At 63.5% G+C, this 25,448-nt stretch carries 21 protein-coding genes and 1 pseudogene; 14 read left to right on the forward strand and 8 right to left on the reverse strand.

The window, feature by feature from the left end:
• Nucleotides 1-40 precede the first annotated feature (40 nt).
• The 4 genes from ACHIRB_RS17240 to ACHIRB_RS17255 all read right to left on the reverse strand — a co-directional run bounded on the left by ACHIRB_RS17240 (nt 41) and on the right by ACHIRB_RS17255 (nt 3,453).
• The gene (locus ACHIRB_RS17240; protein ID WP_395124162.1) at nt 41-295 is read right to left on the reverse strand and encodes a hypothetical protein; all 255 of its coding nucleotides are present in this window, start codon (nt 293-295) and stop codon (nt 41-43) included.
• Nucleotides 292-576, reverse strand: coding sequence for a DUF6247 family protein (locus ACHIRB_RS17245; RefSeq protein ID WP_395124163.1), 285 nt, complete (start codon nt 574-576; stop codon nt 292-294). Before ACHIRB_RS17245 ends, ACHIRB_RS17240 begins: the two co-directional genes overlap by 4 nt.
• A complete protein-coding gene (locus ACHIRB_RS17250) occupies nt 573-1,172 on the reverse strand; it encodes a recombinase family protein (protein ID WP_395124164.1) in 600 nt (199 codons plus the stop codon). The genes ACHIRB_RS17245 and ACHIRB_RS17250 overlap by 4 nt, the downstream gene beginning before the upstream one ends.
• A gap of 151 nt (nt 1,173-1,323) precedes the next feature.
• Nucleotides 1,324-3,453, reverse strand: coding sequence for a DUF262 domain-containing protein (locus ACHIRB_RS17255; RefSeq protein ID WP_395124165.1), 2,130 nt, complete (start codon nt 3,451-3,453; stop codon nt 1,324-1,326).
• A 393-nt stretch (nt 3,454-3,846) separates the two neighbouring features.
• Here ACHIRB_RS17255 and ACHIRB_RS17260 point away from each other — a divergent pair, with 393 nt between their 5' ends.
• From ACHIRB_RS17260 to ACHIRB_RS17270, 3 genes are read left to right on the forward strand one after another with little or no spacing between them, the layout of a single operon-like run.
• Entirely contained in the window at nt 3,847-5,544 is a 1,698-nt protein-coding gene (locus ACHIRB_RS17260) for a type I restriction-modification system subunit M (protein ID WP_395124166.1), read from the forward strand.
• Nucleotides 5,545-5,588: 44 nt separating this feature from the next.
• Complete coding sequence (locus ACHIRB_RS17265) at nt 5,589-6,239, forward strand: restriction endonuclease subunit S (RefSeq protein WP_395127732.1); 651 nt, start codon at nt 5,589-5,591, stop codon at nt 6,237-6,239.
• Nucleotides 6,239-9,373, forward strand: coding sequence for a type I restriction endonuclease subunit R (locus tag ACHIRB_RS17270; protein ID WP_395124168.1), 3,135 nt, complete (start codon nt 6,239-6,241; stop codon nt 9,371-9,373). The genes ACHIRB_RS17265 and ACHIRB_RS17270 overlap by 1 nt, the downstream gene beginning before the upstream one ends.
• A 76-nt stretch (nt 9,374-9,449) precedes the next feature.
• Here ACHIRB_RS17270 and ACHIRB_RS17275 read toward each other — a convergent pair whose 3' ends face one another.
• On the reverse strand, nt 9,450-12,449 hold the full coding sequence (locus tag ACHIRB_RS17275; protein WP_395124169.1) for a Tn3 family transposase: 3,000 nt from the start codon (nt 12,447-12,449) through the stop codon (nt 9,450-9,452).
• Between the two features lie 98 nt (nt 12,450-12,547).
• Here ACHIRB_RS17275 and ACHIRB_RS17280 point away from each other — a divergent pair, with 98 nt between their 5' ends.
• The 7 genes from ACHIRB_RS17280 (at nt 12,548) to ACHIRB_RS17310 (ending at nt 17,207) form a co-directional block, all read left to right on the forward strand.
• Entirely contained in the window at nt 12,548-12,736 is a 189-nt protein-coding gene (locus ACHIRB_RS17280; protein ID WP_465254671.1) for a hypothetical protein, read from the forward strand.
• A gap of 271 nt (nt 12,737-13,007) precedes the next feature.
• On the forward strand, nt 13,008-13,493 hold the full coding sequence (locus tag ACHIRB_RS17285) for a hypothetical protein (protein WP_395114010.1): 486 nt from the start codon (nt 13,008-13,010) through the stop codon (nt 13,491-13,493).
• Nucleotides 13,494-13,751: 258 nt separating this feature from the next.
• Nucleotides 13,752-14,237, forward strand: coding sequence for a hypothetical protein (locus tag ACHIRB_RS17290; RefSeq protein WP_395114011.1), 486 nt, complete (start codon nt 13,752-13,754; stop codon nt 14,235-14,237).
• Nucleotides 14,238-14,268: 31 nt separating this feature from the next.
• Nucleotides 14,269-15,453 carry a winged helix DNA-binding domain-containing protein gene (locus ACHIRB_RS17295; protein ID WP_395124171.1) on the forward strand — a complete coding sequence of 395 codons (1,185 nt, stop codon included), beginning with the start codon at nt 14,269-14,271 and terminating at the stop codon, nt 15,451-15,453.
• A gap of 23 nt (nt 15,454-15,476) precedes the next feature.
• The gene (locus ACHIRB_RS17300) at nt 15,477-16,361 is read left to right on the forward strand and encodes a DUF8017 domain-containing protein (protein WP_395124172.1); all 885 of its coding nucleotides are present in this window, start codon (nt 15,477-15,479) and stop codon (nt 16,359-16,361) included.
• Nucleotides 16,362-16,452: 91 nt separating this feature from the next.
• A complete protein-coding gene (gene lppU / locus ACHIRB_RS17305) occupies nt 16,453-17,028 on the forward strand; it encodes an LppU family putative lipoprotein (protein WP_395124173.1) in 576 nt (191 codons plus the stop codon).
• An 11-nt stretch (nt 17,029-17,039) separates the two neighbouring features.
• The gene (locus ACHIRB_RS17310) at nt 17,040-17,207 is read left to right on the forward strand and encodes a hypothetical protein (RefSeq protein ID WP_395114015.1); all 168 of its coding nucleotides are present in this window, start codon (nt 17,040-17,042) and stop codon (nt 17,205-17,207) included.
• Here the strand turns inward: ACHIRB_RS17310 and ACHIRB_RS17315 are convergent.
• Complete coding sequence (locus tag ACHIRB_RS17315) at nt 17,173-17,820, reverse strand: DUF998 domain-containing protein (RefSeq protein ID WP_395114016.1); 648 nt, start codon at nt 17,818-17,820, stop codon at nt 17,173-17,175. The genes ACHIRB_RS17310 and ACHIRB_RS17315 overlap by 35 nt on opposite strands.
• A gap of 70 nt (nt 17,821-17,890) precedes the next feature.
• On the opposite strand from ACHIRB_RS17315, the gene ACHIRB_RS17320 reads away from it, so the two are divergent.
• The 3 genes from ACHIRB_RS17320 to ACHIRB_RS17330 all read left to right on the forward strand — a co-directional run bounded on the left by ACHIRB_RS17320 (nt 17,891) and on the right by ACHIRB_RS17330 (nt 20,276).
• The gene (locus tag ACHIRB_RS17320; RefSeq protein WP_395124174.1) at nt 17,891-19,459 is read left to right on the forward strand and encodes a sodium-dependent transporter; all 1,569 of its coding nucleotides are present in this window, start codon (nt 17,891-17,893) and stop codon (nt 19,457-19,459) included.
• Nucleotides 19,456-19,560, forward strand: coding sequence for a methionine/alanine import family NSS transporter small subunit (locus tag ACHIRB_RS17325; RefSeq protein ID WP_199704733.1), 105 nt, complete (start codon nt 19,456-19,458; stop codon nt 19,558-19,560). The genes ACHIRB_RS17320 and ACHIRB_RS17325 overlap by 4 nt, the downstream gene beginning before the upstream one ends.
• A 62-nt stretch (nt 19,561-19,622) precedes the next feature.
• The gene (locus ACHIRB_RS17330) at nt 19,623-20,276 is read left to right on the forward strand and encodes a M50 family metallopeptidase (protein ID WP_395124175.1); all 654 of its coding nucleotides are present in this window, start codon (nt 19,623-19,625) and stop codon (nt 20,274-20,276) included.
• A 199-nt stretch (nt 20,277-20,475) separates the two neighbouring features.
• On the opposite strand, the gene ACHIRB_RS17335 is transcribed toward ACHIRB_RS17330, so the two are convergent.
• Nucleotides 20,476-22,653: a LuxR C-terminal-related transcriptional regulator gene (locus ACHIRB_RS17335; RefSeq protein WP_395124177.1), complete on the reverse strand. Its 2,178-nt coding sequence runs from the start codon at nt 22,651-22,653 to the stop codon at nt 20,476-20,478.
• A gap of 152 nt (nt 22,654-22,805) precedes the next feature.
• Nucleotides 22,806-23,093, reverse strand: a pseudogene (locus ACHIRB_RS17340) (AAA family ATPase); the annotation flags it as partial.
• Between the two features lie 171 nt (nt 23,094-23,264).
• Between ACHIRB_RS17340 and ACHIRB_RS17345 the strand changes: the two are divergent.
• Nucleotides 23,265-25,445, forward strand: a complete 2,181-nt coding sequence (locus ACHIRB_RS17345) for a molybdopterin-dependent oxidoreductase (protein ID WP_395124178.1) — start codon at nt 23,265-23,267, stop codon at nt 25,443-25,445.
• Nucleotides 25,446-25,448: the final 3 nt, after the last annotated feature.

The raw sequence follows: 25,448 nt of genomic DNA on the forward strand, positions 1-25,448 counted from the left end.
TGGTAGCGCCGACGGAGACCTCCCAAACCTGCCGAGAGCGTTATCCGATCCAGAGGATGTTGAAGATGATCAGAAGTTCGGCGGTGTCGTCGACGCGGAAGGACAGCAGTCCGTGCTCGCCGAACTGGGTTTCTCGGTAGTCCGGTTCGCCGTCGGGATAGACCGGCCAGGCATCCCATGGGGCGTCGACGAGCCGGATGATCCGCTCCATGAAGGCGTCGTAGGCGGTGTTGTTGTCGATCAGGTCGGCGAACTGGTGCTGCGCGCGTCCGATCAGTCTCGGCCGGTAGCTCACTGCCTGTCGGTCCACCCCGGTAACGGGACAAGGTCCTCGGGGTGGGGGTTGCGTGCGGCCTCTGCTGCAGCGTCGAATCCGGGATCGGCGTACGCGGTCGCGCGCAGTCGCCATCGGTGCAGCAGGGCACGCAACTGGGGCCATCGCCCGACCTCGCGGGCGGCGTCGAGCCCGGACCGGTACTCGGCGAGGAACTGGCTGTGCCACCGGTTCGGCAGCACTGCGAGGATTTGGGCGGGATCGTCCGGATCCGGTTGCAGCGGCAGGGGTTCCGCGGTCACGATACCTTCTCCTTCTCAGTCGCGCTTCTGTCGCGGTTGATGGTGCGGTAGACGGTCGGCCGGGAGATCCGGAACAGTTCGGCGAGGTCGGTGATGGTGTAGTCGCCCGTGCTGTGCATGCGGCGGAGCTCCGCACACTGCTTGGTGGACAGCTTCGGTTTCCGTCCTTTGAGCCGGCCTTTGGCTCGGGCGACGGCCATGCCTTCGCGGGTCCGCATGCGGAGCAGGTCGACCTCGAATTCGGCGAAGGTGGCGAGAATGTTGAAGAACATCTTGCCCATCGGGTCGGTGGGGTCGTAGACCTGGCCACCGAGGGAGAGTCTGATTCCGCGCCGCGCGAGGTCGTCCCCGATGGCTCGGGCGTCGGGTACCGAGCGGGCGAGCCGGTCGAGTTTCGGGACGACGAGGGTGTCGCCTTCGCGTAGTGCGGCGACAGCTTGGTCGAGGCCGGGCCGTGCGCGGTTGGTGCCGGTGAGTCCGTGGTCGAGATAGATCCGGTCCTCGGCGACACCGAGCTCTCGAAGCCGCTCCCGCTGCGCGGTCAGGTCTTGGGAATCGGTGGAGCATCGGCAGTAGCCGACTAGCGTGACGGCCATGGTTCGACTGTAACGGATAGCCAGGGTTCTGTGAGAATCTTTGTGGACCACCCTATTGAGACGCTGTCGATTCGCCGTTCCTGCACGTCGCCGGGTGCTGGTGGCCGAGGCTGTCGCGTGTCCGTTAGCCGGTCGACAAGCGACACGACAGTCAGGCCGGAGGAAATGCTTCTGCCGCGGTTCTGCGGGCCCCTCTACGCCCGTCGGAAATCGTGGCTCGGACACCCGGAACCGTGGTAGCACGGCCGCTACTCGGAAACAGGCGTGCGTTTATCGCTCCAGCAGACGGTAGGTCATTTATTGGGTATTGGGGGGAGGGAACGTTTCGAATCTGGTTGATGGTGAGGAAGTCGCCATCATCAAGATCGGCGAACGCGTTGACAATATGTTGTCCAATATCGCGGCGGCTTGTCCTACGCCTGTCAGGACTTGTCGCCCGGTCGTTTGTTGCAGCGAGTGCGCGCTCCCGGTCGGGAGTGAGTTCTCGCTCAAGGTCGTTGATTGTTCGATCGGCAAGTCTGGTGTTTGCTGGACGTGGCCACATCGTAATGGCCGCGTTTCCGAGGTACTTCGACCTAGCTTCGATGTCGGCCGTCGTCCAGGTCGGTGGGAGCGATCGGTTTAGTGTTAAGGCAGAATGCGCGAGAAGGTGTGCCCGTTTACTCGCCCAGGATCCATTCGACAAGGTGGAGTTCAGTTTACTCGTTACCAACGTGAGGTTTCCGATGGTGTGAATCAGCGCATCACGGCATTCTTCTTCGGTGTCTGCGGCGGTTGGATCGGTCGGCAGCGGCCAGTTTTCGGTCCAGCTCTGTGGCATGAGGTGTTCGACCGACAGCTTGGAGCTGGCCCTCATGGGTTCAGTGCGATCGGTCGTCAGATGCTGCTCGAAGGCTAGGAGGAGCCGCTGGAGTCGGTCGCGCTTTAGGAGTCGATAGAGGGGGAGTCGGCGCAGTGAGTCGATGAGGTCCTCGTCGCTTGGCCAGAGACCGGACTCGGAGTGCTGCTGTACCAGGAACTCCTCGATGACTGTGTTGGCTGGCCCATCTTGGCCGGACAGTCGTCGAAGAAGCTCAAGAAACAAGCGGTTGTAGTTTTTCGGGGTCAATCGGCAGATCGCGCGCCGGATGAGGAATCCTTCGAGTAGTTCGAGGGAGAGTAGGCGGTCGTGCCAGGTCGTGTGCGCGAATAGCCATAGAAGGAGCGGCGTAATGGTTTGGGTGTCGACGATCTCAAGACGAGTCAGAATCTGCTGTTCACGCGCGTCGCCGACCGTTCGGGCTTCCAGTTCGTCGTAAATCCGCGCATACCGGTCGAGCTGAGTAAGGAAGTTCTCTGCTCGAGTGGGGTCAGTGCGGAAGTAGGTGCGCGCGAGCGGGAACAGTTGATGTGACTGGACTTCTCGTTGTAGGAACACAGTGAGGAAGAATCCGACGTACACGTCCAGGCGGGGCCGGGTGAGGCGACCGAGTCGCACGTCCCGCTGCCAATGCGGCTTCTCCAACGGTTCCCAATGCTTTTGGTAGAGCGATTCGACAGATCGACCTTTTTCTTGCAGCGTGCGGAACAGCGCGTTTTTGATGAGATCCGACGCGCGTAATGGGGTTCCGCGTGCGTTGAGGGTTTCGAAAATAACCTGGGCGTTGTCATCTACGCCAAGATCGATGACCACGACTTCGAGGTGCTCGAGCATGACCTCGGCGAGGCCATCCAAAACAGTCTCAGCAGGCTGATCTGCACACTTGGCGATCAGGGCGTCGATCTGTTCCCTGAAGAACACGTACGCAGTGGCTATCCGTGGTAATGCGGGATCGTGATTGCTGTCGCGATACCGACCGCGCATGACGTCTGTATAGGAGATGCGGTCGTGATTCGTTGGCCAGAGCTTGAACTCCTCTTCCGGACTGTCGACGTAGTCGGAGTCGTTCACGAGTGTTTTCCCGAGGCGACTCGACAGCCGAGTCTTGACGTCAGAAGCTGCGTACGTATCACGGACAGCGGCGATGAGTACTTGCAGCGTGGTCAGGCGTTGCTGCCCGTCAATGACCTCACGAACTTCAAGACTCCCCAGGGCACCGCGCTTCTGTTCCAAGACGATCGCGCCGAGAAAGTGCGGAGAGGTGTCTTCTTCGTTGCGCCGGTCGAAGGTCGCCTCTACGTCCTCCCACAGCGGCGCCCACTGTTCGTCTTCGTCCCACACGTAGGGGCGTTGGAACAGCGGAATCCGTAGGCGTACATCGCTGCGAAAAACCGTCTTGAGCCGGCGCGGATGCGCTTCCACAATTCCTCCCCGAACAATCTGCGCTTTCGAGCTTCGTCTCTTTGCAACTCAGTGAACGAATATCGCCTCGACCATACCCCTTGGTCCAGTCTGCCAATCCGCCACAATGTCGTACCGCAAGATGTCCAGAGAGCTGGCGATTCACCCCGTTGCGACGCTGGATCAACCGCCAAGTGTCCGTTTAGGATTCCCTCACCGGATGGTACTGATCTGTCTCGCGAAGCACGAGGAGCTGTGTCCGATTGCCGGTCCCCAAACGAACATGACTCGTCGTGCGGCACGTGCCCGGCAACTTCCCAAGCTTCTTATGGACATTTCACGACTGTGTACGCCAAGACCCCCTCTAGCCTGATGGCAGGCGGTGGTTGTGAGTGAGCAATGAAAAGGAGCCGTGTGAGTACGCTCGGTAGCTTCATCTGGTCGATCGCTGATCAACTTCGAGGGCCCTACCGCCCCAACCAGTACGGCAATGTGATCCTTCCGCTCACGATCCTGCGCCGCCTCGACTGCATCCTCGAGCCCGACCGGGAGACGGTGCGCGAGCTGGCCGCGAAGTTTGACAATCCCAACCGGCTCAAGATCGCAGTCAAGAAGGCCACCGGGTGCCCGTTCTACAACACCTCGAACTACTCCTTCGGCAACCTCCTCGCCGACGCGGACGGGTTGGCGGACAACCTGGCCGACTACATCGACCGGTTCTCCCCTGATGTCGACGTGTTCGAGTACTTCGACTTCAAGAAGGAGATCCTCGCCTTGGAGAGGGCGGAACTGCTGCGAGAGGTAGTCACCTCCTTCAAGGCTGTCGACCTGCATCCGGTCGCCGTCTCCAACGCCGACATGGGCGACGCGTTCGAGTACATCATCCGCAAGTTCAACGAGGCCGCGAACGAGACCTCCGGCGACCACTACACCCCGCGGGACGCGATCCGGCTGCTGGTCGACCTGCTCTTCGCGGAAAAGGACGCCGACCTGACCGAGGCTGGCATCGTCCGCACGCTGTACGACCCCACTGCGGGCACCGGAGGCATGCTCACCGTGGCCGAGGAGCACCTGCTCGGACAGAACCCCGACGCGAAACTGAGCCTGTACGGGCAGGAATACAACCCGCAGTCGTACGCGATCTGCAAGTCCGACTTACTCGCGAAGGGCCACGACGCAACCAACATCGCTTTCGGCAACACCCTCACCGATGACGCCTTCAAGGGCCGCCACTTCGACTTCTGCATGTCCAACCCGCCATACGGCGTCGACTGGAAGCAATACGCCAAGGCGGTCACGAAAGAGCGCGACGAAGCCGGCCCCTACGGCCGGTTCGCACCTGGCCTCCCATCGACCTCGGACGGGCAGATGCTCTTCCTGCTCCACCTGGCCCACAAGATGCGCGCACCCGAGGACGGCGGCGGCCGGGTCGGGATCGTCATGAACGGCTCGCCGCTCTTCACGGGCGCCGCAGAATCCGACCCGTCCAACATCCGCAAGTGGCTGCTGGAGAACGACCTGGTCGATGCCATCGTCGCGCTACCGACCAACATGTTCTTCAACACCGGCATCCCCACCTACATCTGGATCCTCGACAACACCAAACACCCCGACCGCAAAGGCCTCGTCCAGCTCATCGACGGAACCTCATTCTGGACCAAGATGCGTAAGAACCTCGGCGCCAAGAACCGTGAACTCAGCCGAGACGACCGCGCCGAGGTAGTGAAGTTGTACGCTGCCTTCACCGACGCCGACCCCCACTACACCAAGGTGCTGCGCAACGACGAGTTCGGCTACTGGACCATCACTGTCGAGCGTCCACTGCTTGACCAGGATGGGAAGCCGCTCGTGGACCGCAAGGGAAAGCCCAAGCCGGACCCGAAGAGGCGCGACACCGAGAACGTCCCGTTCACCTACGGCGGCTCGACCGCCGCCGCCTCGGGCAAGGACGAGGTAGTCCAGGCGTACTTCGATGCCGAGGTGAAGCCGCACATGTCCGATGCCTGGATCGACTGGGCCAAGGTCAAGGTCGGCTACGAAATCCCCTTCACCCGTCACTTCTATGAGTACGTTCCGCCACGCCCTCTCGCCGAGATCGACGACGACCTCTAGAAGCAGGTCGCCAAGATCCTCGACCTCCTTCGAGAGGTGGAGCAGTGACAGGGCCGCTTTGGGTCGCGTTGCCGGGCGGGTGGCTGGTGGGCCAGGTCAAGAACGCAGCGACCGTCACGCTCGGCAAGATGCTGCAGAGCAAGGACTCCGGCAGTGACGTGTGCGCCCCGTACCTGCGCGCTGCCAATGTCCAGCCTGATGGTGTGCTGGTGCTCGACGACGTGAACGAGATGTGGTTCGGCGACGAAGAGCTGGAGAAGTTGAGCATCCGGGCAGGCGACGTTGTCGTTGTCGAGGGCGGACAAGGCGGGTTCGGCCGCGCCGCGTATGTCGACGAGGACCTGCCCGGCTGGGGGTTCCAGAACTCGATCAACCGACTGCGACCGACCGGGGACTTCGACGGCCGGTTCATCGCGTTCTACCTGATCGCGCTACGAGCCAGCGGCTTCATTCGCGCCTACTGCAACGTGGTCTCGATGCCACACCTCACCGCGGAGAAGCTCGCACGGATTCCGATGCCACTGCCATCTCTTGAGGAGCAGCGCGCGATCGCCGACCACCTCGACCGCGAGACCGCCCGCATCGACACACTCATAGAAGAGCAGCAGCGGTTCATCGAGCTCGCTCGTGAACGGCGATCCGCGCTGATCACAGCAGCGGTGACGGGCCAGACCTACGTCCTGGAGTCGGCGTGATGGCCGATCACAACGAGATCGTTTTGGAGGCCGAGATCTGCGCACACCTGGCGTCCCATGGGTGGCTGTACTCGGCGAAAGACACCGGCTACAACCGGGAGCGGGCACTGATCCCCGACGATCTGTTCGCGTGGCTGGAGGAAACCCAGCAGGCGGTGTATGAGAAGGCGTTGAAGGCGGCGGGATCGTGGGCGAAGTTCCTTGACGTGCTGACCGCGGCGCTCGACAAGCCTCTCGAACACGGCGGCGGAACGCTGAACATCCTGCGCAACGGGGTGCCCTACATCGGCGGTGGCCGGTTGAAGATGGCGCAGTTCCGCCCCGAAACTAGCCTGAACGAGACCACCACAGCGCAGTACGCGGCGATGCGGGTGCGGGTGATGCGGCAGGTGCATTTCTCCACCGCCGACCGGCGCAGCATCGACCTGGTCTTCTTCGTCAACGGGCTCCCGGTCGCCACCGTCGAGCTCAAGACCGACTTCACCCAATCCCTCGACGAGGCGATCAACCAGTACCGCAAGACCCGGCATCCGATCACCAACGGTCGCCCGGAGCCACTGCTGTCGTTCGGGCACCGGGCGCTGGTCCACTTCGCGGTCTCCAACGACCTGGCCGCGATGACCACCCGCCTTGAGGGTGAGAAGACCCACTTCCTGCCGTTCAACACCGGCCACGACGGTGGTGCGGGGAACCCGCCAGCCGAGAACGGGCGGTCGGCGACGGCTTATCTGTGGGAACAGGTCTGGGACAAGGACGCCTGGCTGGACATCATCGGCCGGCTGATGATCATCGAAACCAGGCAGGAGTGGGACGTCGCCACCGGGACCTCGATGACGCGGACTAGCATGCTGTTCCCCCGGTTCCACCAGTGGGAGGCCGTGACGAACATCGTCGCCGCGGTCCGCGAGGAAGGGGTCGGTCAGCGCTATCTGATCGAGCACTCGGCAGGGTCGGGGAAGACGAACACCATCGCCTGGACCGCGCACCGACTAGCCCGGCTACACGTCGACAATAAGAAGGTGTTCGACTCGGTGATCGTGGTCGTGGACCGCACCGTGCTCGACGGGCAGCTGCAGGACGCGATCCGGCAGATCGACGGGTCCGGGAAGATCGTGGCCACGATCAGCCCGGAGGACGTCCGCAAGGCGGGCGCGAAGTCGAAATCCGGGCTGCTGGCAACCGCGCTCAAGAACGGTGAGCTGATCATCGCGGTGACGGTGCAGACCTTCCCGTTCGCTCTCGACGAGATCCGCAAGGATGCGTCGTTGAAAGGGCGGCGGTTCGCGGTGATCGCCGACGAGGCCCATTCCTCGCAGTCCGGCCAGATCTCCGCAAAGCTCAAGGCCGTCCTGACCGCAGAGGAGGTCGAGGAGATCGAGGACGGCGGTGAGGTCGACGTCGCGTCGATCTTGGCTGCGGAGATGACCGAGCGGGCCGAGTTGCAGAACATCTCCTATCTCGCGTTCACCGCGACACCGAAGAACAAGACCCTGGAGTTGTTCGGCCGCAAGGGCCCGGATGGGAAGCCGACCTCGTTCCACCTCTACTCGATGCGCCAGGCGATCGAGGAGGGCTACATCCTCGACGTGCTCAAGGGCTACCAAACCTACGACACCGCGTTGAAGATCGCTGGCAACGCCGGCAGCGGCAACGGCGACGAGGTGGAGGAAGCCGCGGCACGTAAGGGGTTGATGCGGTGGGTGAAACTGCACCCGACCAACATCAGCCAGAAAGTGCAGATCATCGTCGAGCACTTCCACACCAACGTCGCCCACTTGCTAGACGGTAAGGCGAAGGCAATGGTCGTAACCGATTCCCGCAAGGCAGCGGTGAAGTACAAGAAGGCGATCGACTCCTATATCGCCAAGCGGGCCGCGGTCGACGCGGCGTACAACTACCGGACATTGGTTGCGTTCTCCGGGGCGGTGACGATGGACGAAGACGAGCAGTGGTCGACGGAGTGGGGTCCGCAGCCGAGCAAGGACGACGAGTTCACTGAGGCCAACCTGAACCCTGGTTCCGGCTCCGATCTGGCTGCCGCATTCAAGGGTGCGACGTACAAGGTCATGCTGGTCGCCAACAAATTCCAGACCGGGTTCGACCAGCCTCTGCTGTCGGCGATGTACGTCGACAAAAAGCTTTCAGGCGTCACCACCGTGCAGACGCTGTCGCGCCTCAACCGCACCCACCGCACCGCAAGCGGGGAGCAGAAACGTACGACATTCGTCGTCGACTTCGTAAACAAACCCGAAGACATTCGCGCCGCGTTCGAGCCGTACTTCACCGGTGCCACCCTAGAGACCGAGACCGACCCATACGTCGTCGTCCACCTCGCCACCAAGCTCGCCCAGGCCGGGATCTATACCCCCGAGCAGGTGCGGTACGTCGCCGAACTGTGGGTCACCCGCAAAGGCAACAACGCGCTGTCGGCCGCGATCAGCCCGGCCAAGAACGACTTCGCCCGTCGCTACGCGGCGGCGATCGAGTCGGACGACAAAGTCAGCCTCAACACCCTCGACCTGTTCCGTAAGGACGTCTCCACCTACGTCCGGCTCTACGACTTCATGAGCCAGATCGTCGACTACGGCGACCCTTACATGGAGATGCTGTCGATCTTCCTGCGGCTGCTGGACAAGGTCATCGCCGATTCCTCCTGGGCCGCCGAGGTCGACCTCTCCGACGTGGTCCTGGTTGGGGTCAAACACAACAAGGCGGCCGCGGTCGACATCTCACTCACCGGCGACGGTCAGCTCAAGGGCATCAGCGGCGCCGGCACCGGCACTCGGAAGGACCCGAAGTACGTCGCACTCCAGGTCGTCATCGACAAGATGAACGACCTCTTCGGTGCCGACGCGTTCACCCAGTCCCAGGTCCGGGAGTTCGTCCAAGGCCTGGTTCAGCGGCTCCTCGCCTACCCGGACCTGGTCACACAGACCACGGTGAACTCGAAGAAGCAGTTCATCGAATCGCAGGACTTCCAGACCGCGGTCACCGAGGCGGTCATCGACAACCAGGACGCGCACAACACCATGGCCGACTATTTCTTCAGCGACGGACCCGGGATCAGCGCCGTCATGACCGCCCTCGCGGACGCCTTCTACGAGGCCGCGATCGATCAGCGGACCCGCGGGTAACGGCAGTCAGAGATCGTCCGGCTCCTCTCGTAACGGGTGTCCGTTTGTGGTTCTCTCAACGGACACGAAGAGCGGGTCATGTGTCGAGGTTCCGCAGCGGCCGGTAACCGGTGGCGTCCAGTTGAGCGAGTTCCTTGTCGACATCGATCGGGATCGATCCGAAGAAGTGCACGGGTTCGCTGTGGGCTGGTGAAATGTGCGCGAGTACCGCGTCGTCGATCGGTTGTCCGGCAGCACCGCGCGCATCCACGGCGAGGCCGAGGTATTCGGTCATCCAGCAGATGATCGCGTTGGTGACCACCGTGAGACACCACGCTTGCTCGGTCTGTTGCTCGTGGTGGTGCCTCGTCATCTTTCCGAGTCCGGCGAAGTGCAGGTCGCGACGGAGCGCGTGCATCGATTCGCCCTTGTTCAGCTGTCGCCCGATCTTGCGGCGATAGGTTTCGTCCGATAGGTACCGACAGGCAAAGATCGTGCGGCGGATCGCTCCCCACTCTTTCAACGCGGCGGCGAGGCGGTTCTGGCGTGAACTGGCCGACAGCTTGCCGACCAGCAGCGACGGGGTCGTGTGCCCGTACTTGAACGACGCGGCCAGACGCAGCATGTTGTCCCACTCCGCGACGATCAGTTCGTCGCCGGCGATGGCGGTCAGCAACGGCCCGGCGTGAGGGTAGTCGGCGAGATAGTCGCGGCGTGGCCCGAGCCGGTAGGGCACGATCCGGCCGAGGTTGCGGATGCGCGGGGACAGTGTCAACCCGACCAGATCGAACAGCGCGAAGTTGACCAGGGTGACGCCGCCGGTGTCGACGGCGTGTTCTGTGATCGGCAGATCGGTTGCATTGCCGAGTATTTCGTCCAGCACATAGTGGGCTTCGCGGTCCGTCGCGACGATGATCTTCGTGCCGTAGGTGGAGTGCTGGTCGGAGACGTGGGTGTAGGTCGAGATGCCTTCGTCGACGAAGTACCGCGACAGGTGCCGGGCGGTCAGCGACTTGCCGCGCATCGGGAACCGCTGCCCATCCGACGACGACAGGGTTCCCGACCCGAACCGCTGGCTCATCGGCAGACCGTGGTGGTAGTCGACGATGACGGCGTTGCCGGCCCGCAGGGTCGGTTCACGCAGATACCATTCCGAGGTCCACGCCAGCACGTCGTAGGAGATCCCCGAGGCGTGCGCCATCGCGGTGAGCCCCATGTTGGTCGCGAACCCGATCAGGCACGCGATCAGATTGCGTTTCAGCTCGGGTGAACGGGCTTGCTTGCCACCTGCGTGCACCAGCAGATCGGTGAAACCTGTCCGGCGGTCCACCTCGATCAGCAACGATGCCAACGGGATTCGCGGCAGCATCGCGACCAGGTCGTCGCGCAGTGCGTCGGCCTCGTCGGGCACCGTTTCCGCGGTCAACGGACCGATCACCAGCTCACCCTTGTCGTCGAGGCGGACCGCGCCGTCCCCGGCGGCGAGGACTTCTTCCAAGGCCGCGACCGCGTCGCGGAGTTCGTGGCGGGCGTGCTCGATCGCGTCCCGGCCGTCGGGTGTCTTGCCGACGAGACGGCAGTATTCCTGGCGTTGAAGTTGCCACTGGTCGCCGCTGATCAAGTAGGAGGTTGGGTCGGCGTAGCGCCGCGATCCCGGCACGAACACGTCGCCGCTGCGCAGACCGTCACGAAGGCCGTACAACACGCACAGCTCCCAGTAGTGCCGGTAGGCCGTCGCGTCCTGCGCCGCCACGGCATCGTCGAGGTACCCGCGCCACCGTGCCGGAACGAACGACACCGGCGCGTTCGGTGGCACATTGCGGGCACCGGCGACGTACAGCCCTCTCAACTGGGCGGTAGCCGTGATCAGATCGGCGGCTGCGTCGGTCCCACGGAAGTCGATGGCATCCAACACATCTGGCACGAACCGGCGCAGATACGAGAACGAATCGTCGAGCACAGCAAGATGTCCACGGTCGCGTGGAAGCCGGGTCGGCGCACCAGAGTGCGCAGCCCTCATACGCTGCATCCCGAGTCCGCGCAGAATCGTACCGACCTCGGCGTCCGGAACCGTGGAGTCCAGCAGAACCGGGAGCATCGCGTCCAGCAGGGCCAGGCGATCTTCGGCCGCGACGGCGCGTTCGGCGAGCCGGTCGGCAAGCTTGTTGCGTGCGTGCGACTCCCGACCCGACACGGCCTGATCGAACAACTGCACCACCTCGTCGAGCACTTCGACTCCGGACTGCGCGATCAGGGTCAGCAGGATCGGATACCGCCGTTCGGGATCTCGTCGGCTCAGCATCTGGGCAGTGGACCGTCGTCCGATACCGGCCAGGTACCGCCGTCGTTCGACCGGCAGCACCGACACGTCCAGGTGGTCGACACCCAGGTCCCGCAGAAACCGGAGTTTGGCGATCTCGGATTTGATGGCCTCCGGTGATGCCGTGGTGGCACCGTTCGACAGCCAATGCAGCCGCGTCGAACCGAGTTCGGTGTCGACGTCGAGCAGACCGTCGAGTCCACTCCTGCGCCGCGGCGTGAGTAGGTGCTCCAGCCGGGTGTAGGTCTCGATCTGCGCTGCCTGTCTGGCGGCGGCGACCCGCTCGGTCAGCCAGACCGGACCCGGCCGAATCACACGGGAACTGCGCAGATGCTCGGAAGCGAGCCGGAACAGCAAACCCGGCGAATCATGCTCGATCGCCCGGGCCAACAGAAACTGGTCCAGCTCCTTGAAGTCGAGATCGCCAGCGGAACGCCAGCCTAGAAACTCGGCGACCTCTCGCAGGTGGTCGGTGCGTGTTTGTTCGCGGCCGCCGTACTCCGCCAGGGCTGCGACCGGAATCCCGAGTCGTTCCGCCAGCCGCCGCGCCCCCGCGTCCGGCACCCGGTCCACCCGATCGGGAACGAACCCGAGCCACGGGAGCGAACACAGCTGGACCGCGACACCGATTCGGTTCGGCGGAGTGCGATGCGAGTTCACGAACGCGACATCGCCAGCGGTGAGCGTGAAGTACCGGATCAGCTCGTCCGGTCCGATCGAATCCGGGAAGCCACGCAGCTGCTCCAACTCCGCGTCCGAGTACGTCCTCGTCGCCACCGATCACCGCCAGACACTCGCCCGAGTCCCATCACCACCCACCGAACCATCAGGGCGGCGCTTAGCGTTGGTTTTTCCGCGATTACTACTGGGAGGTCTTGATGGTGCACGGAACACTCGACGAAATCGTGCCCGTGTCGCACGCGCATCTGTTGTTCGCCGCGGCACCCGAGCCGAAGCAGCTCCACATCATCGACGGCGTCGGCCACAACAGCCTGATTCCCGAGGCAGGCACCGAGTGGGTCGAGACGATCTCTGCGTGGGCAGACGGGCTCGAAGATAACTAGATTTGGGACACCTTTTACAGTTGCCGGATAGTTGCTCCGACTCGCGCAGAGGGACATTTCGGCTGCGCAGACCAGCTGCGAGAAGCATGCGATCGCCCTTTTCGCCGATTCCGAGGGGTTCGAAAGCCCAGAAAAGCCCGCTTTAGAGCCCCCGCGGGCTCGCCGAGAAGTTTTTGGGCCCCTCTCACGAAATTCTCAGTAACTTTTTGTGCGCGGCCTCCGATACCCCTTCTGAAGCACCGAGCAAGCAAGTTTCACGAAGGAGAAAAGAGTGCGCACCACCGCCGGAACATCCGTCTCCCCAAGCGCCCTGGCTGCATCTGCAGACGAGTACACCAAGCGTGGATGGATGGTAACGACGACCGCCAACGGAATCTCGCTCATCACCGATGCCAACGTTTGCGGCATCGAGATCCCAGCCGAGTACACCGACGGCGTTCACGCATTCATGCAGGCGAACATGCTCCTCGGTCCCGTTATCGAACTTCCAGGGTCCGAGACCCGGCAGATCCACCTCGTCACAGGCGTAGCGAAGGCCGCACTGGCCATCGCAGCGCTGCGTGAACTGGGTGCCATCGTCTACATGGACGGCGACACCATCGCGTTGCCGCCCACCCAGATGATCGCCGGTTCTGCCCGCTGGGCCGTATCCCCCGAGGAATCGCGCTGGGTTCCGCCGCTCGTTGCGGTCGCAGCTGCTGTCCGCTCGGTGAAGTCGAGCCGCTGGGCTCGCCGCAACGCCCGCGTCGCCTGCTGAGCTATCCGACCCGCGATCGAGAGATCCCAACTACTGCTGGACCCTCACTGCCTCTCGCTGATTACAGCGGGAGGCAGTTTTGTGTCGTAAACCACATTTCTGCGGCAGCAGGACCTCGCCGCTCAGGCCGTCGAGGTAGCTGAAAAGTTACCAATTCGTTGTGTCGGCTCGGACACACTCCTCATGTCACCTCGGCGACAGACCGAATGCCTCGCAAACTCCACCATTCGGAGGACACGTTCCCACCCTGGAGGCACCATGCGAGACGCACACACCACCCCGACGGTCACGAACATCCTCGACGCCCTGGCCGTCGAGTACAGCGCATGCGGCTGGACCGTCCGATCCTCTGCGATCGGACTCGAACTCGTGACCGGTCCGACGCTGTGCGGCATCGAGTTGCCCGCCGACCTCGCGCTGGATATCCACAAGTTCCTTCGGGTCCACCTGCTCGCCGGGCCGGTCATCGAACTGCCAACTGTCCCGCGGCGCCACATCGTTCTCGCCGCGACGACAGGTGTGTCGCACAACGCGATGGCCACGATCCGCGACCACGGCTTGATCGTGCACACATCCGGCGCTCGCATTCCGTTGCCGCCGACCTATCTGCTGACCGGCCCAGTTCGCTGGTTCACTGCACCGATGTCACGGATCACGCTGCCGCCCGTCGTTGCCGTGTCGGCCGCGTTGCGGGCGGTCGCATCACCGCGCTGGCACGGTGCGGAATCGGCGTTGGCGTCGTAAACCTTCCCGACTCCATGGTCGAATCGGTGTCGTGAAGGCGAGCGGATGGAAGGCGGACGACACCGTGTGGTCGCAGGTGTTCACCCGACGGCTCGATCGGCAGCGGTTGCTGAATCCGACGACCGACGACCCTGCCGCAGCGGCACGAGCAATGTGTGGTGCTCATGCGCAGGTGCTTTCGGCAGGGGAGTTGGCGGTCGGACTCCGGATGCAGTCGGGCACCCGCTCCGATGTGCGACGCGCTCTCACAACAGGCGATCCATCCTGCTCGCCACAGCTGATCAAGACCTTCGGGCCGCGCGGCACCGTCCATCTTCTGGCTACCGAAGACCTGTCCATGTGGATTGCTGCCATGTCGGGCGTCCCACGCCTCGTCGCAGCGGTACCGGAGTCGATGCGCATGTCGCGCGAGGAGAGCCTCGCCGTCATCACCGCAATCGCCGACGCACTAGCGACCGACGACCTGACGGTCGACGAGCTCGATGCCGCTGTTGTTGCGCGCACCGGTTCATGGGCAGGCGATCTGGTTATGCCCGCCTTCGGCGGGTGGTGGCCGCGTTGGCGGCAATCGCTCGGGGAGGCGGCACAACGCGGCGTGCTGTGTTTCGGGGCCAATCGTGGACGCAAGGTCACCTACTCGAGTACGCGCAGACTCGTGCCGGATCTTGTAGCGATGGACGAGCACACCGCCACTCGAAAACTGTTGCAGCACTATCTGTTTTCCTACGGCCCCGCCACGCCTGCAGATTTCGCGCACTGGCTCGCGGCTCCCCGTCTTTGGGCGGCCGAGCTCTTCGGAAGTGTCCGCGACGAACTCGAACCCATCGATATCGACGGCGTCGCCATGTGGACCTCCGCCGCGGACACCACCTTTCCCGAAGCGGGCGGAGGCGAGTTGCACCTGCTCCCGTACTTCGACTCCTACGTGATCGGCAGTAGACCGCGCGAGCGAGTGTTTCCCGGCGCGGCCGCCGCACGGGCCCTCTCGCGCGGGCAGGCGGGCAACTTTCCGACCTTGCTGATCGACGGTCGAGTCCGCGGCGTGTGGCATCACAAGAGGTCTGGCAACACACTCGCTGTGACGGTTGAGCCCCTCGACACGTTGACCAAGCGACAAGTCACTCGACTGGAACAGCAGGTCGAACGCGTCGGCGCGGTGCTCGAAGCTCGGACAACACTCACAATCGGTACGGTGAGCGTCGGCGGTCATGCCTAGCGACGGCGATTTTGGGGGCTTCGATGAGCGGCGACACAGCGGACGATAGATCGTCGAGCACGCCCGAGAACGCGTGGGGTCCGCCGCCGGATTGGGTTCACGAACCTCCCATGGGCCCTCCGACCAACCCGACAACCGTGTACCCGAACGGCATGCCTCCGCGAGCGCAGTACTTCCCTCCACCCCCACCGCCTCGGAGGAACACGGCGCTCATCGCGGCCGGAGTTGCCGTCGTCGCCTTGCTGACCGCGGTCCTCGTGCTGGTGATCGTCACCCGCGGCAGTTCGGACAGCGGCACGCCAACCGCTGGCGAGGTATCCGCGGAGTCGGCGACCGCCACAACTCGCGCTGCGCCGAAGACCACACACAAGGGTGATCTGCCCGCACCTGCTCCGGTGATCGACGGCTATCAGTCCGTGTTCGTTCCGAGCCGCGGGGTTGCCTACGACGTCCCCGCCGACTGGGATGTCGCCTCGCAAGGCACGATCGGTGGCACCAACGGTGTCATCGGCAAGGGCGTTGCCGACTACGACGACGGCTACTGCGGCAACTGGGTGAAAGCCAAGTCGGTTCTCATCACAGCAGGCCAACCTGACCCGACCGCTGCGGCGATTGAAGTCGGCCGCAGAGCGTCGAGTGGCTACAACTCACCCGACATCAAGTCGTCGCCCGCAGTTCCGTTCCAATCTCGCGACGGACAGTCCACGGGTGTCTTCATCGAGACCTCCGGATCACTGACCTCGACCGAGTCGTGTGCGCCGCCGAGATTCTCGGTGTTCACATTCGCCGTGCCGAACGGGCCCGACACCGACCTGATGGTGATCGTCGCCGATCGCGGAGTACCGGGCGAACTGACCGCCGACGATGCGAAGACGATCTTCTCCAGCATTCGCAAACCGACGGGGTGAGCGCCTTCGACCCCCAGGGTGTCTAGCTCCTGACGCGGTTCGAACCGACAGTTGTTACACCAGGTCGGATCGTCCGTAGGAGATTGCTCAGATGCCGAAAACACGTCGCAATGCCGCTGCCCTGCTGTTGGGTGTCGCCGTCGGTGCAGCGCTGCTCAGCGGCTGCGGTTCGAACATCACCCCACGGGCGGTCGCTGAACCCGCATCCGAGAAGGCGCCTGACGCACCGAAGCCGACACGGACCTCTACCCCCAAGGCCGACGAGCCCGTCTTCACCGCCGAAGTGGGCGACTGTGTGAGCCTCGCCGGATCCGATACGGCCCCGGTGATCGCGATTGCGCCCTGCGGCACGCCCGCTGCCGGGTTCAAGGTTGTGGCCACAGTCGCCAAGCACGACGAATGTGCTGCCGATATCGATCAGTGGTACGCCTCGACGCGTGGCGGAGTCGAGACCAGTGCGCTGTGCATGGACGTCGACTGGGTTGTCGGACAATGCTATTCGACGGCTGGTGACATCGTCGGCAAGGTCGACTGTGCCGCAGTAGCTCCGGGTGACGTGCGGCTTCTCCGGATTATCAGCGGATCCGACGATCCCGCCGAATGCGGTGCAGGACAAGGCTTCGCGTACCCGGTTCGCAAGACCGTCGTCTGCGCTGAGCGGCTGTAGGAGCAAACATCATGTCGCGCAATCAACTTTCGATCGCCGCCCACCGCTACCGGGTGAGCTGGCCTGCTCTCGCACTGATCAGCGCGATCTTCTCCGCCTTGATCCTGTTGCACGTGACGTCGCCGCAAGCATGGGTGCTTGCTCTCATTCTGGTGCCGTTGGCTGTCGCACCGGAGTAACGGGTCGGGCGCTGGTCGACCTAACGAATGCGGCAACGCCGACCACAACCGCCCACAGACTGAACGGATACAAGGCGATTCGCTCGACGACTCCGAAGGGTAGGTCGGTGGTGAGGATCGCCAGCATGCCGAGGGTGCCGGTCACGCAGGCTGTTGCGGTGAGGACGCCGATGGTCGGCCAGCGTCGGTAGATGGGCAGGATCAGAAGAGCGAGTGCAGCGTTTCGTGCGATGAAGGTCGGTATCGCGACGAGTTGATGCAGCGATTCGTTGGTGTCGATCGTGACGAAACCTGTTGCGGTGCAACTTATTGCGGTGACGGCCAGTAGTGCGAGAACGAAGTTACGTAGTGTGCTCGCTGGTAGCAGGGTGTTGAGGCCGAACGCTCCGACCGCGACCAGAATTCCGGTGACAACGAACGACCAATTCATCAGATCGTTTAGCGGAGAACAGATGTCGCCTGTGCAGTGGATTTCCCCGAGACTGCTGATGGAACCTGTGGCAGCGTTGTAGGCGGTTGGCATAGCGGCGAGAACGACAGCTTCCGCGACGAAGTAGCCGGCGATGAGGACCCACGCTGCGGCACCTATACGTTCTCGCACAGACAAGGTCATGGGGTCATTGTCGCTGGCGCGATCACACGAACCGTCACCGGCCGCATCAGTTTGATGCCAGACTCGAAGTATGTCCACACAGGCGGTTGACAAGTCGGGGACGAAACACGGTCGGGACTCGTTCGGCACGCGACGAGTCTTCATACTCGCTGCCATCGGCTCGGCAGTCGGTCTCGGCAATATCTGGCGGTTTCCCTACGTCGCGTACGAAAACGGCGGTGGGGCGTTCATCATCCCCTACCTCGTTGCGTTGCTGACGGCCGGAATTCCGTTCCTGTTCCTCGACTACGCCGTCGGTCATCGTTACCGCGGATCGGCGCCGTTGTCTTTTCGGCGGATCGCTCGCGGCGCCGAACCCATCGGCTGGTGGATGACCGGAATCTGTGCAGTGATCGCGATCTATTACGCGGCGATCATCGCGTGGGCGATCCGTTACACCTTCTTCTCGATCGAAGAGCGGTGGGGAGACGATCCGAACGCTTTCTTCTTCGGTGAATTCCTGCAGGCTGCAGATACACCGGGGGCATCGCTGGACCTGGTGCCGGGGGTGTTCTGGCCGCTCCTGCTGCTGTGGATTGTCGTCGTGGGAATCATGGTTCTCGGCGTCCAGAAGGGCATCGGGCGGATGGCGATCATCTTCATGCCACTGCTTCTGCTGGTCTTCGCAGCGCTCGTCGTGCGGGCGCTGTTCCTTGATGGTGCGGGTGTCGGACTCGATGCACTGTTCAGTCCGAACTGGTCGGCGTTGACCGAAACGGGCGTATGGGTAGCGGCGTTCGGACAGATCTTCTTCTCACTGTCGGTCGGCTTCGGCATCATGATCACCTATGCGTCGTACGTCAGACGTCGCACCGATATGACTGGCTCGGGAGCCGTGGTCGGCTTCTCCAACTCGGGCTTCGAGCTGCTAGCCGGAATCGGAGTCTTTGCAGCGCTCGGCTTCATGGCCACTGCTGCTGCGGTGCCGGTCGACGAGGTTGCCACTTCCGGACTCGGGCTCGCATTCGTGGCCTTCCCGACGATCGTCTCGGAAGCCCCGGGAGGTGGCCTCCTTGGAGTGTTGTTCTTTGCGTCTCTGGTAGTGGCTGGACTCACCTCGTTGGTGAGCGTGCTCGAGGTGGTTGTGTCCGCTGTGCGGGAAAAGATCGGACTCTCGCGCGTTTCGGCTGCTCTCTGGGTGGGACTGCCCGCAGCGGTGCTGTCGATCGGTCTGTTCTCGACGACCACGGGTGTCTATGTGCTCGACACCATGGACCACTTCGTCAACAGCTTCGGAATCCTGGCGGCCGCTGTCGCGAGCATGGTTGCGTTGACTCTCGTGTTCCGCAAGCTCCCGGTGCTGATGGCGCATATGAACAAGTTTGGAACGATCCGCCTCGGACGATGGTGGCAGTTCCTCGTTGGCGGTGTGGCACCTGCCGCATTGGCCTTCATCCTGTTCCGAGACTTCATGTCCGAACTCGAAGCGCCGTATGAAGGATATCCGTCGACCTTCATCAACATCTTCGGCTGGGGAATGGTGGTCGCCCTTATCGTCGTGGCGATCGGCTTGTCGTTCTTGCCCTGGAGTCGCCACACGCCCATCGAGGAACCCAGCTATGACGACGAAACGAACAGTGACAAGGAGGCCGAGTCGTGAGCACCGCAGCAGTAGTCATGATGATCGTTGCCATGGTGACGGTGTGGGGAGGACTTGCACTCGCGATCTTGAACCTGCTGCGGCATCCCGGACAGGACTGAGCCAGGTGTGACGTAGGTCCCGGTCTGCGGATTGCCCGCGTCGGATCCGGATACTGGGTCCGGTGAACCGCATCTGGGACGAGCTCGGCGCCTACGCGCCAATTTTCGTCGCGGGTCTGCTCGTGCTCTTTCCTCCCTTGTGGTCGCTCAATCGGCACCTCGTGACACTGGTTCACGAGGCTGGGCACGCGATCGTGGCGCTCCTGACCGGACGCAAACTGGTGGGAATTCGACTGCACACCGATACGTCGGGATTGACGGTGTCGCGCGGAAAGCCGCGCGGTCCAGGCATGATTGCGACTACTGCCGCGGGATATCTGGCACCGCCCCTCGTCGGTGTTCTTGCGGCAATTCTGCTGACCGGCGGCCAACTGGCAGTCCTGGGCTGGGCGACGCTCGCGGTGGTGGCCGCGATGCTGCTCTACATCCGGAACCTGTTCGGTGCCGCAATGCTCATCCTCGCCGGCGTGATTCTGGTCTATCTCGATCGGCACAGTCCCGTCGAGCTACGTCAGCACTTATTCTTGATCGGCGCGTGGGTGCTGGTTCTCGGCAATTTCCGCACGCTCGTCGAGGTCTCGCGAAATCGATCCGGCCGCACGGATATCGATCAGCTCCGTTGGCTCACTCACATTCCACGAATCTTTTGGATTCTCGGGATGTTCGGCGTCACGGCGTTCTGCGGATTGGCCGTGTGGGAGATGCAGGGGCTATAGCGGGGTTCGGTGGTCGTGAGCGGCCCGGCACGGCGTGGACTGACGAGCGAGCGCGTGAGCGGCCAGGCACGGCGTGGACTGACGAGCGAGCGCGTGAGCGGCCCGGCACGGCGTGGACTGACGAGCGAGCGCAGCGAGTCGAGGAGGGAACGCTGTGCCTGAAAGGGCCGCGAACACCCGGAGCGGAGCGGAGGCAATGTCACCGCACAGCCGCCATCGACCGCGCGACTGCGCCGGCGTCGCGGCGTGTCGAGACCCCGAGTTTGCCGAGAATCGAGGAGACGTGATGGTCGACGGTCCGCACGGAGAGAAAGAGTCGGTCGGCGATCTCGGCGTTTGTCAGTCCCTGTGCGACGAGATCGAGGACATCGGCCTGGCGCGCGGTGAGGCCTGCTGGGTGGGCTTTGGTGGACGAGTGTGGTCCGCGTGGAACTACTTGCATGCCATGACTTTTCAGCTGCCGGCGTACCGTCGCCGCGGTGGCGGCAGCACCGAGTCCGTCGAGTATTGACAACGCCTCTCGGGTCTGCTCGGGAGTACCGGCTTCGACAAGCTCGAGCGCGCGCTCGTATGGATCGCCGATTGTCTCCCATTGTGCAACGGCAGCCGCCGCGTCGCGTCGCAGGCCCGCGGCCCATCGCTCGGGTACGTCGTCGAGAGGTGCTGCGCCGATGTCGACGCCCGCTCGGGCGCAGTAGCGGAGAACTTCACCCCACACCGGTCCGGCGCCGGGCCGGTCGCACACCGTCTGCCACTGTTCGAACACAATGGTCGCGAGGTCGGTGCGGCCGCTGATCCAGGCGTACTCGGCCAATGCGGGCCCGGCGAACGAGAGAGCAAGCAGGGAACCTTGTTCGACCGCGGTGTGCCAGGCGCCGAGAAGCGTTGCGGTGAGGTCGGTGTCGAGGTTCTTGCGAGCGAGCAGGCGAGCGTAGGTCGGGACGCTGTAGACACGCAACATCCCTGGGTCCTCTGCGCGATCGATGATGGCCGCCAGCGCGTCCTCGCCTGCCTGCCAATCGCCCCGCCGTATCCGCAGCAGCGCTTGGTGGACCTCGAGATTGAATGCGTGCGAACCGAATCCACGCTCGGCGGTGAAACGCAGCGCGCTTCGCAAGCACACGTCCAAATCATCGAACTTGGCACTGCGGTAAAGAATTTCACCGAGATTGGTGTACGCCCTCGCAGCGTGTTCGTGGTGGCCGTGTTCGAGCGCAAGCGCCAAACTCTTTCGGAGCAAGGCGATCCGCCCGTCCTGGTCGACGTCGCGACGGACGAGACTTTGGTAGTTCAGGCACAGCTCGATCAGGTCCACTCGTTCGGATTCCGTAGCGAGTTGGAGCGCGCGATCGAGGACGGGTGCGGCTTCGTCGGTGTCGCCGGCGAGCGCGAGAACAGCGCCATACGAGGTCGCCGCGTAGGCCGTCGCCCCGAGCGACGAGGTCCGCTCCAAGCCTTCCAATGCTGCTCGCGATGTTTCGACCGCACGACGGGTGTCGCCGATCATGTAGTGGTGCCGCGACAACCGGACGCGGGCCTCACCGAGGAGCACCGGGTCGCCGACCTCGAGGTAACGCGCAGCGGCGCGCTCACCCACGTCGACGGCATCGGAGAAGCGGTGGGCGTTGTACAACTCCCATGCGTAGTCGTCGAGCAGTCGCGCACGATCGACAGTCGACAACGCATCCGCGTAGCGCAGCGCTGCCTCGAAATGCGCGAGCGCCTGCCGATGCGAACCCACTGCGGCCGATTCCCTTCCAGCGCGAGCGGCATAGCGGATCACGGTGGCGGAATCGTTGGCAGCCAAACCATGGTGGACCAACCTGGCGAGATCGGGACGCGGCATTGCCCCGAGCGCCCCGATCACATTGCGATGCAACGTGCGGCGCCGCAGACCCGACAGGCTCGCTTCGACCGCCCTGCGCGCGAGCTCGTGTCGGAACGCGATGCCGTCGCTGCGAACCTGCACGATTCCGCTGTCCTCGGCACTGGTCAGGTGATCGATGCGGTCTCCGAGCAGTACGTCAGCGAGTTCGAACTCGACAAGCTTCGGTACGACCGACAAGCGTTCGACCGCGTCGATGGACGCGCTGTCCAGTTGCCGCACTCTCGCCAGCACGGCGTCGGCGACGGTTGCGGGGACAGCGTCGTCGGGTGGTGCCGCGAGTGCTTCGGTGACGTAGAACGGGTTGCCGCCGGTCAGTTCGTGCAGCGTTGCTGCGTCCCAATCGGTTTGGTCGGCCAACTCGGCAACCGCCCCGGTAGACAACGACGGCAACACAATTCGCTGCACAGGCAGGCCTGCGAGAGAGCCGAGCCACCGATGCAGCGGATGACCGGGTGCGGCGCCACCGTCGCGGATCGTGACCAGCACCATGGCGGCGACGGAGTCGATGCGACGCGCGAGAAAAGCGAGGACGTCGAGGGTGGCGTCGTCGGACCAGTGGAGGTCTTCGATGATGAGCAGGGTCGGTGGCTGGGTCCGCAGTTCGGTGAGAGCGCCGTCGAAGACTTCCTCGCCCGCCCCACCTGCAAGGGCGTCTTCGAGCGGCCCGCACGACGCTGCCGCAACGGTCCGAACGCACGAGCGGTCTGCAGATCGTCACATGCGCCGGACAGAATTCGTACCGCTCCAAGCGACTCCCGAAACGCGCGAACCACGCTGGTCTTGCCGATTCCTGCCTCACCCGTCACCAATACGACGGACCCGTTGCCGCGCACGGCATCCTGCCACTTGCTCGCAAGCGCGCCGAGGATCTGCGTTCGCTCCAGCAATCTGCTCGGTCGGGTCATCGGGTCGGTCACGTGGGCTCGCATCCTTCTCGGGTCAATCGAACTCGTTCATGCAGTTCGGCGCAACTTTTATCTGTCTTGGACAAGGGTGCCGGAACGTGGCGCACCCGTCTGTCGCGGACGCGACGCTGCCAGTGTCGGCCTGCCGACAGTTCGAGGGTTTCCACGACGATCCGCAGAGGACAAGATGAGACGATGAAGACAGCGCTACGAACGTGTCCGCTATGTGAAGCAGTGTGTGGTCTGACGCTGACCCTTGACGACGACAACCACATCACCTCCGTGAAAGGTGATCGTGACGATCCGTTCAGCAAGGGGTTCATCTGCCCGAAAGGTGCCAGCTTCGGCCACCTCGACGAGGACCCGGATCGGCTCTCCGCTCCCCTGATTCGCCGCGGCGACGAATGGGTGACGGTCAGCTGGGACGAAGCCTTCGCCGCAGTGGCAGCAGGATTGGGCAAAGTCATTGCCGAGCACGGACGTAAGTCACTTGCCCTCTACGTCGGCAATCCGAACGCGCACACCGTCGCTGGTGCCCTGTACAACACGCCGCTGATTCGGGCACTCGGAACTCGCAACATCTTCTCTGCGAGCACTGCCGATCAGATGCCCAAGCACGTGTCGAGCGGCTTGATGTTCGGCGATCCGGTCGCCATCCCGGTACCCGACCTGGATCGAACCGATTATCTGCTGATGCTGGGCGCGAATCCGCTCGAATCGAACGGTTCGCTGTGCACCGCTCCGGACTTTCCGGGCAGGTTGAAGGCGATTCGCAAACGTGGCGGCAAGGTCGTTGTCGTCGACCCCCGCCTGACGCGAACGGCCAAGCTCGCGGACGAACACATCTTCGTGAAGCCGGGCACAGATGCCTACCTGCTCTTCGCGATCGTGCATACGTTGTTCACCGAAGGCCTCACCGCCGTCGACGTTGCAAGCAACGGTCTCGACGAGGTACGCAGCGCTGCAACACCTTTCACACCGGAGGCGGTCGCAGCGCGAACCGGTGTGCCAGCGGACGTCATCGTGCGGATCGCCCACGAACTCGCTGCAGCTCCCACCGCCGCCGTGTACGCCAGAATCGGTACGTGCACAGCCGAATTCGGCACGCTCGCACAGTGGCTCGTCGACGTGATCAACGTTCTCACCGGCAACATGGACCGTCCTGGCGGCGTGATGTTCGCCAATCCCGCGGCACCAGGGCCCCGCAGAACCCGCGCCTTCACCACCGGTCGCTGGACGAGCCGGGCCAGACAACTACCCGAGGCGTTCGGCGAACTCCCGGTCGCGACCCTTGCCGACGAATTGGAGACCCCCGGCGACGGTCAGGTACGCGGGTTGGTCACCGTCGCAGGCAATCCGGTGCTCTCCGCACCGAGCGGTCCACGGATCGGGTCCGCGCTGTCGAATGTCGAATTCATGGTCAGCGTCGACAGGTACCTCAACGAGACCACCGAACATGCAAACGTGATACTTCCGCCGCCGCCGTCGACGCAGTCGAGCCATTACGACTTCGCTCTGCTCGGTTTTGCGGTCCGCAACTACGCGCGCTACTCGCCGCCGATGTTGCCGCTCGGAGATCGGCCGTCGGAGGCTGACATTCTCGCTCGACTCTCGATGATCGCCGCAGGGCAAGATGGCGACCCGATGCTGCTCGACGAGATGATCATCGATCAGACGTTGCGCGCGGCGGTAGGTGCCAAAGGCTCGGGTGTCGAAGGTCGGGAGGTCGGCGATCTACGCGCCGACCTGCAGGGCAACTCCGGCGTCGAACTGCGGTTGGACATGATGCTGCGACTCGGGCCGTACGGCGAGTGGTCGGGTGGCGGCAACCTGTCGTTGCAGACCCTGCTCGACAACCCACACGGACTGGATCTGGGGCCGCTGGAATCGCAACTACCCGGCCGGCTCCTCACCGAATCGGGAAGGGTCGAACTGGCACCCGCCAAGATGCTCGACGACGTCACCCGCCTTCGGGAAAGTCTCGAGCGTGCACCTGCCGACATCGTTCTCATCGGGCGGCGGCAACTCCGGTCGAACAACAGTTGGATGCACAACGTGTCGACGCTGGTCGGCGGCTCCAACAAGTGCACGCTGCAGATCAACCCGCTCGACATGGAACGGCTGGGACTGACGGACTCGGCGACGGTCAAATCCGCGGCGGGCGAACTGATCGTGCCGCTGGAACCGACGGACACGATCATGCCGGGGGTCGTCAGCCTCCCGCACGGATGGGGCCACAGCGGCAGTACTCAGCGCGTGGCGGCAGCGCACGCGGGCGTCAATGCAAACGCATTGACCGACGACGCCGTGGTCGACGTCCCGTCGGGCAACGCTGTGTTCAACGGTGTGCCCGTGACAGTTTCGCCGGTCGGCTAGGCC

Origin of the sequence: Antrihabitans spumae, from assembly GCF_043944905.1 — a bacterium.
GTDB classification, from domain to species: Bacteria; Actinomycetota; Actinomycetes; order Mycobacteriales; family Mycobacteriaceae; genus Antrihabitans; species Antrihabitans spumae.

Coding starts and splice junctions, on each gene's coding strand:
- ACHIRB_RS17250 (WP_395124164.1), bottom strand. CDS start 1,172: ATGGCCGTCACGCTAGTCGGCTACTGCCGATGCTCCACCGATTCCCAA.
- ACHIRB_RS17270 (WP_395124168.1), top strand. CDS start 6,239: ATGGCCGATCACAACGAGATCGTTTTGGAGGCCGAGATCTGCGCACAC.
- ACHIRB_RS17290 (WP_395114011.1), top strand. CDS start 13,752: ATGCGAGACGCACACACCACCCCGACGGTCACGAACATCCTCGACGCC.
- ACHIRB_RS17300 (WP_395124172.1), top strand. CDS start 15,477: ATGAGCGGCGACACAGCGGACGATAGATCGTCGAGCACGCCCGAGAAC.
- lppU (WP_395124173.1), top strand. CDS start 16,453: ATGCCGAAAACACGTCGCAATGCCGCTGCCCTGCTGTTGGGTGTCGCC.
- ACHIRB_RS17310 (WP_395114015.1), top strand. CDS start 17,040: ATGTCGCGCAATCAACTTTCGATCGCCGCCCACCGCTACCGGGTGAGC.
- ACHIRB_RS17315 (WP_395114016.1), bottom strand. CDS start 17,820: ATGACCTTGTCTGTGCGAGAACGTATAGGTGCCGCAGCGTGGGTCCTC.
- ACHIRB_RS17320 (WP_395124174.1), top strand. CDS start 17,891: ATGTCCACACAGGCGGTTGACAAGTCGGGGACGAAACACGGTCGGGAC.
- ACHIRB_RS17335 (WP_395124177.1), bottom strand. CDS start 22,653: ATGGTGCTGGTCACGATCCGCGACGGTGGCGCCGCACCCGGTCATCCG.
- ACHIRB_RS17345 (WP_395124178.1), top strand. CDS start 23,265: ATGAAGACAGCGCTACGAACGTGTCCGCTATGTGAAGCAGTGTGTGGT.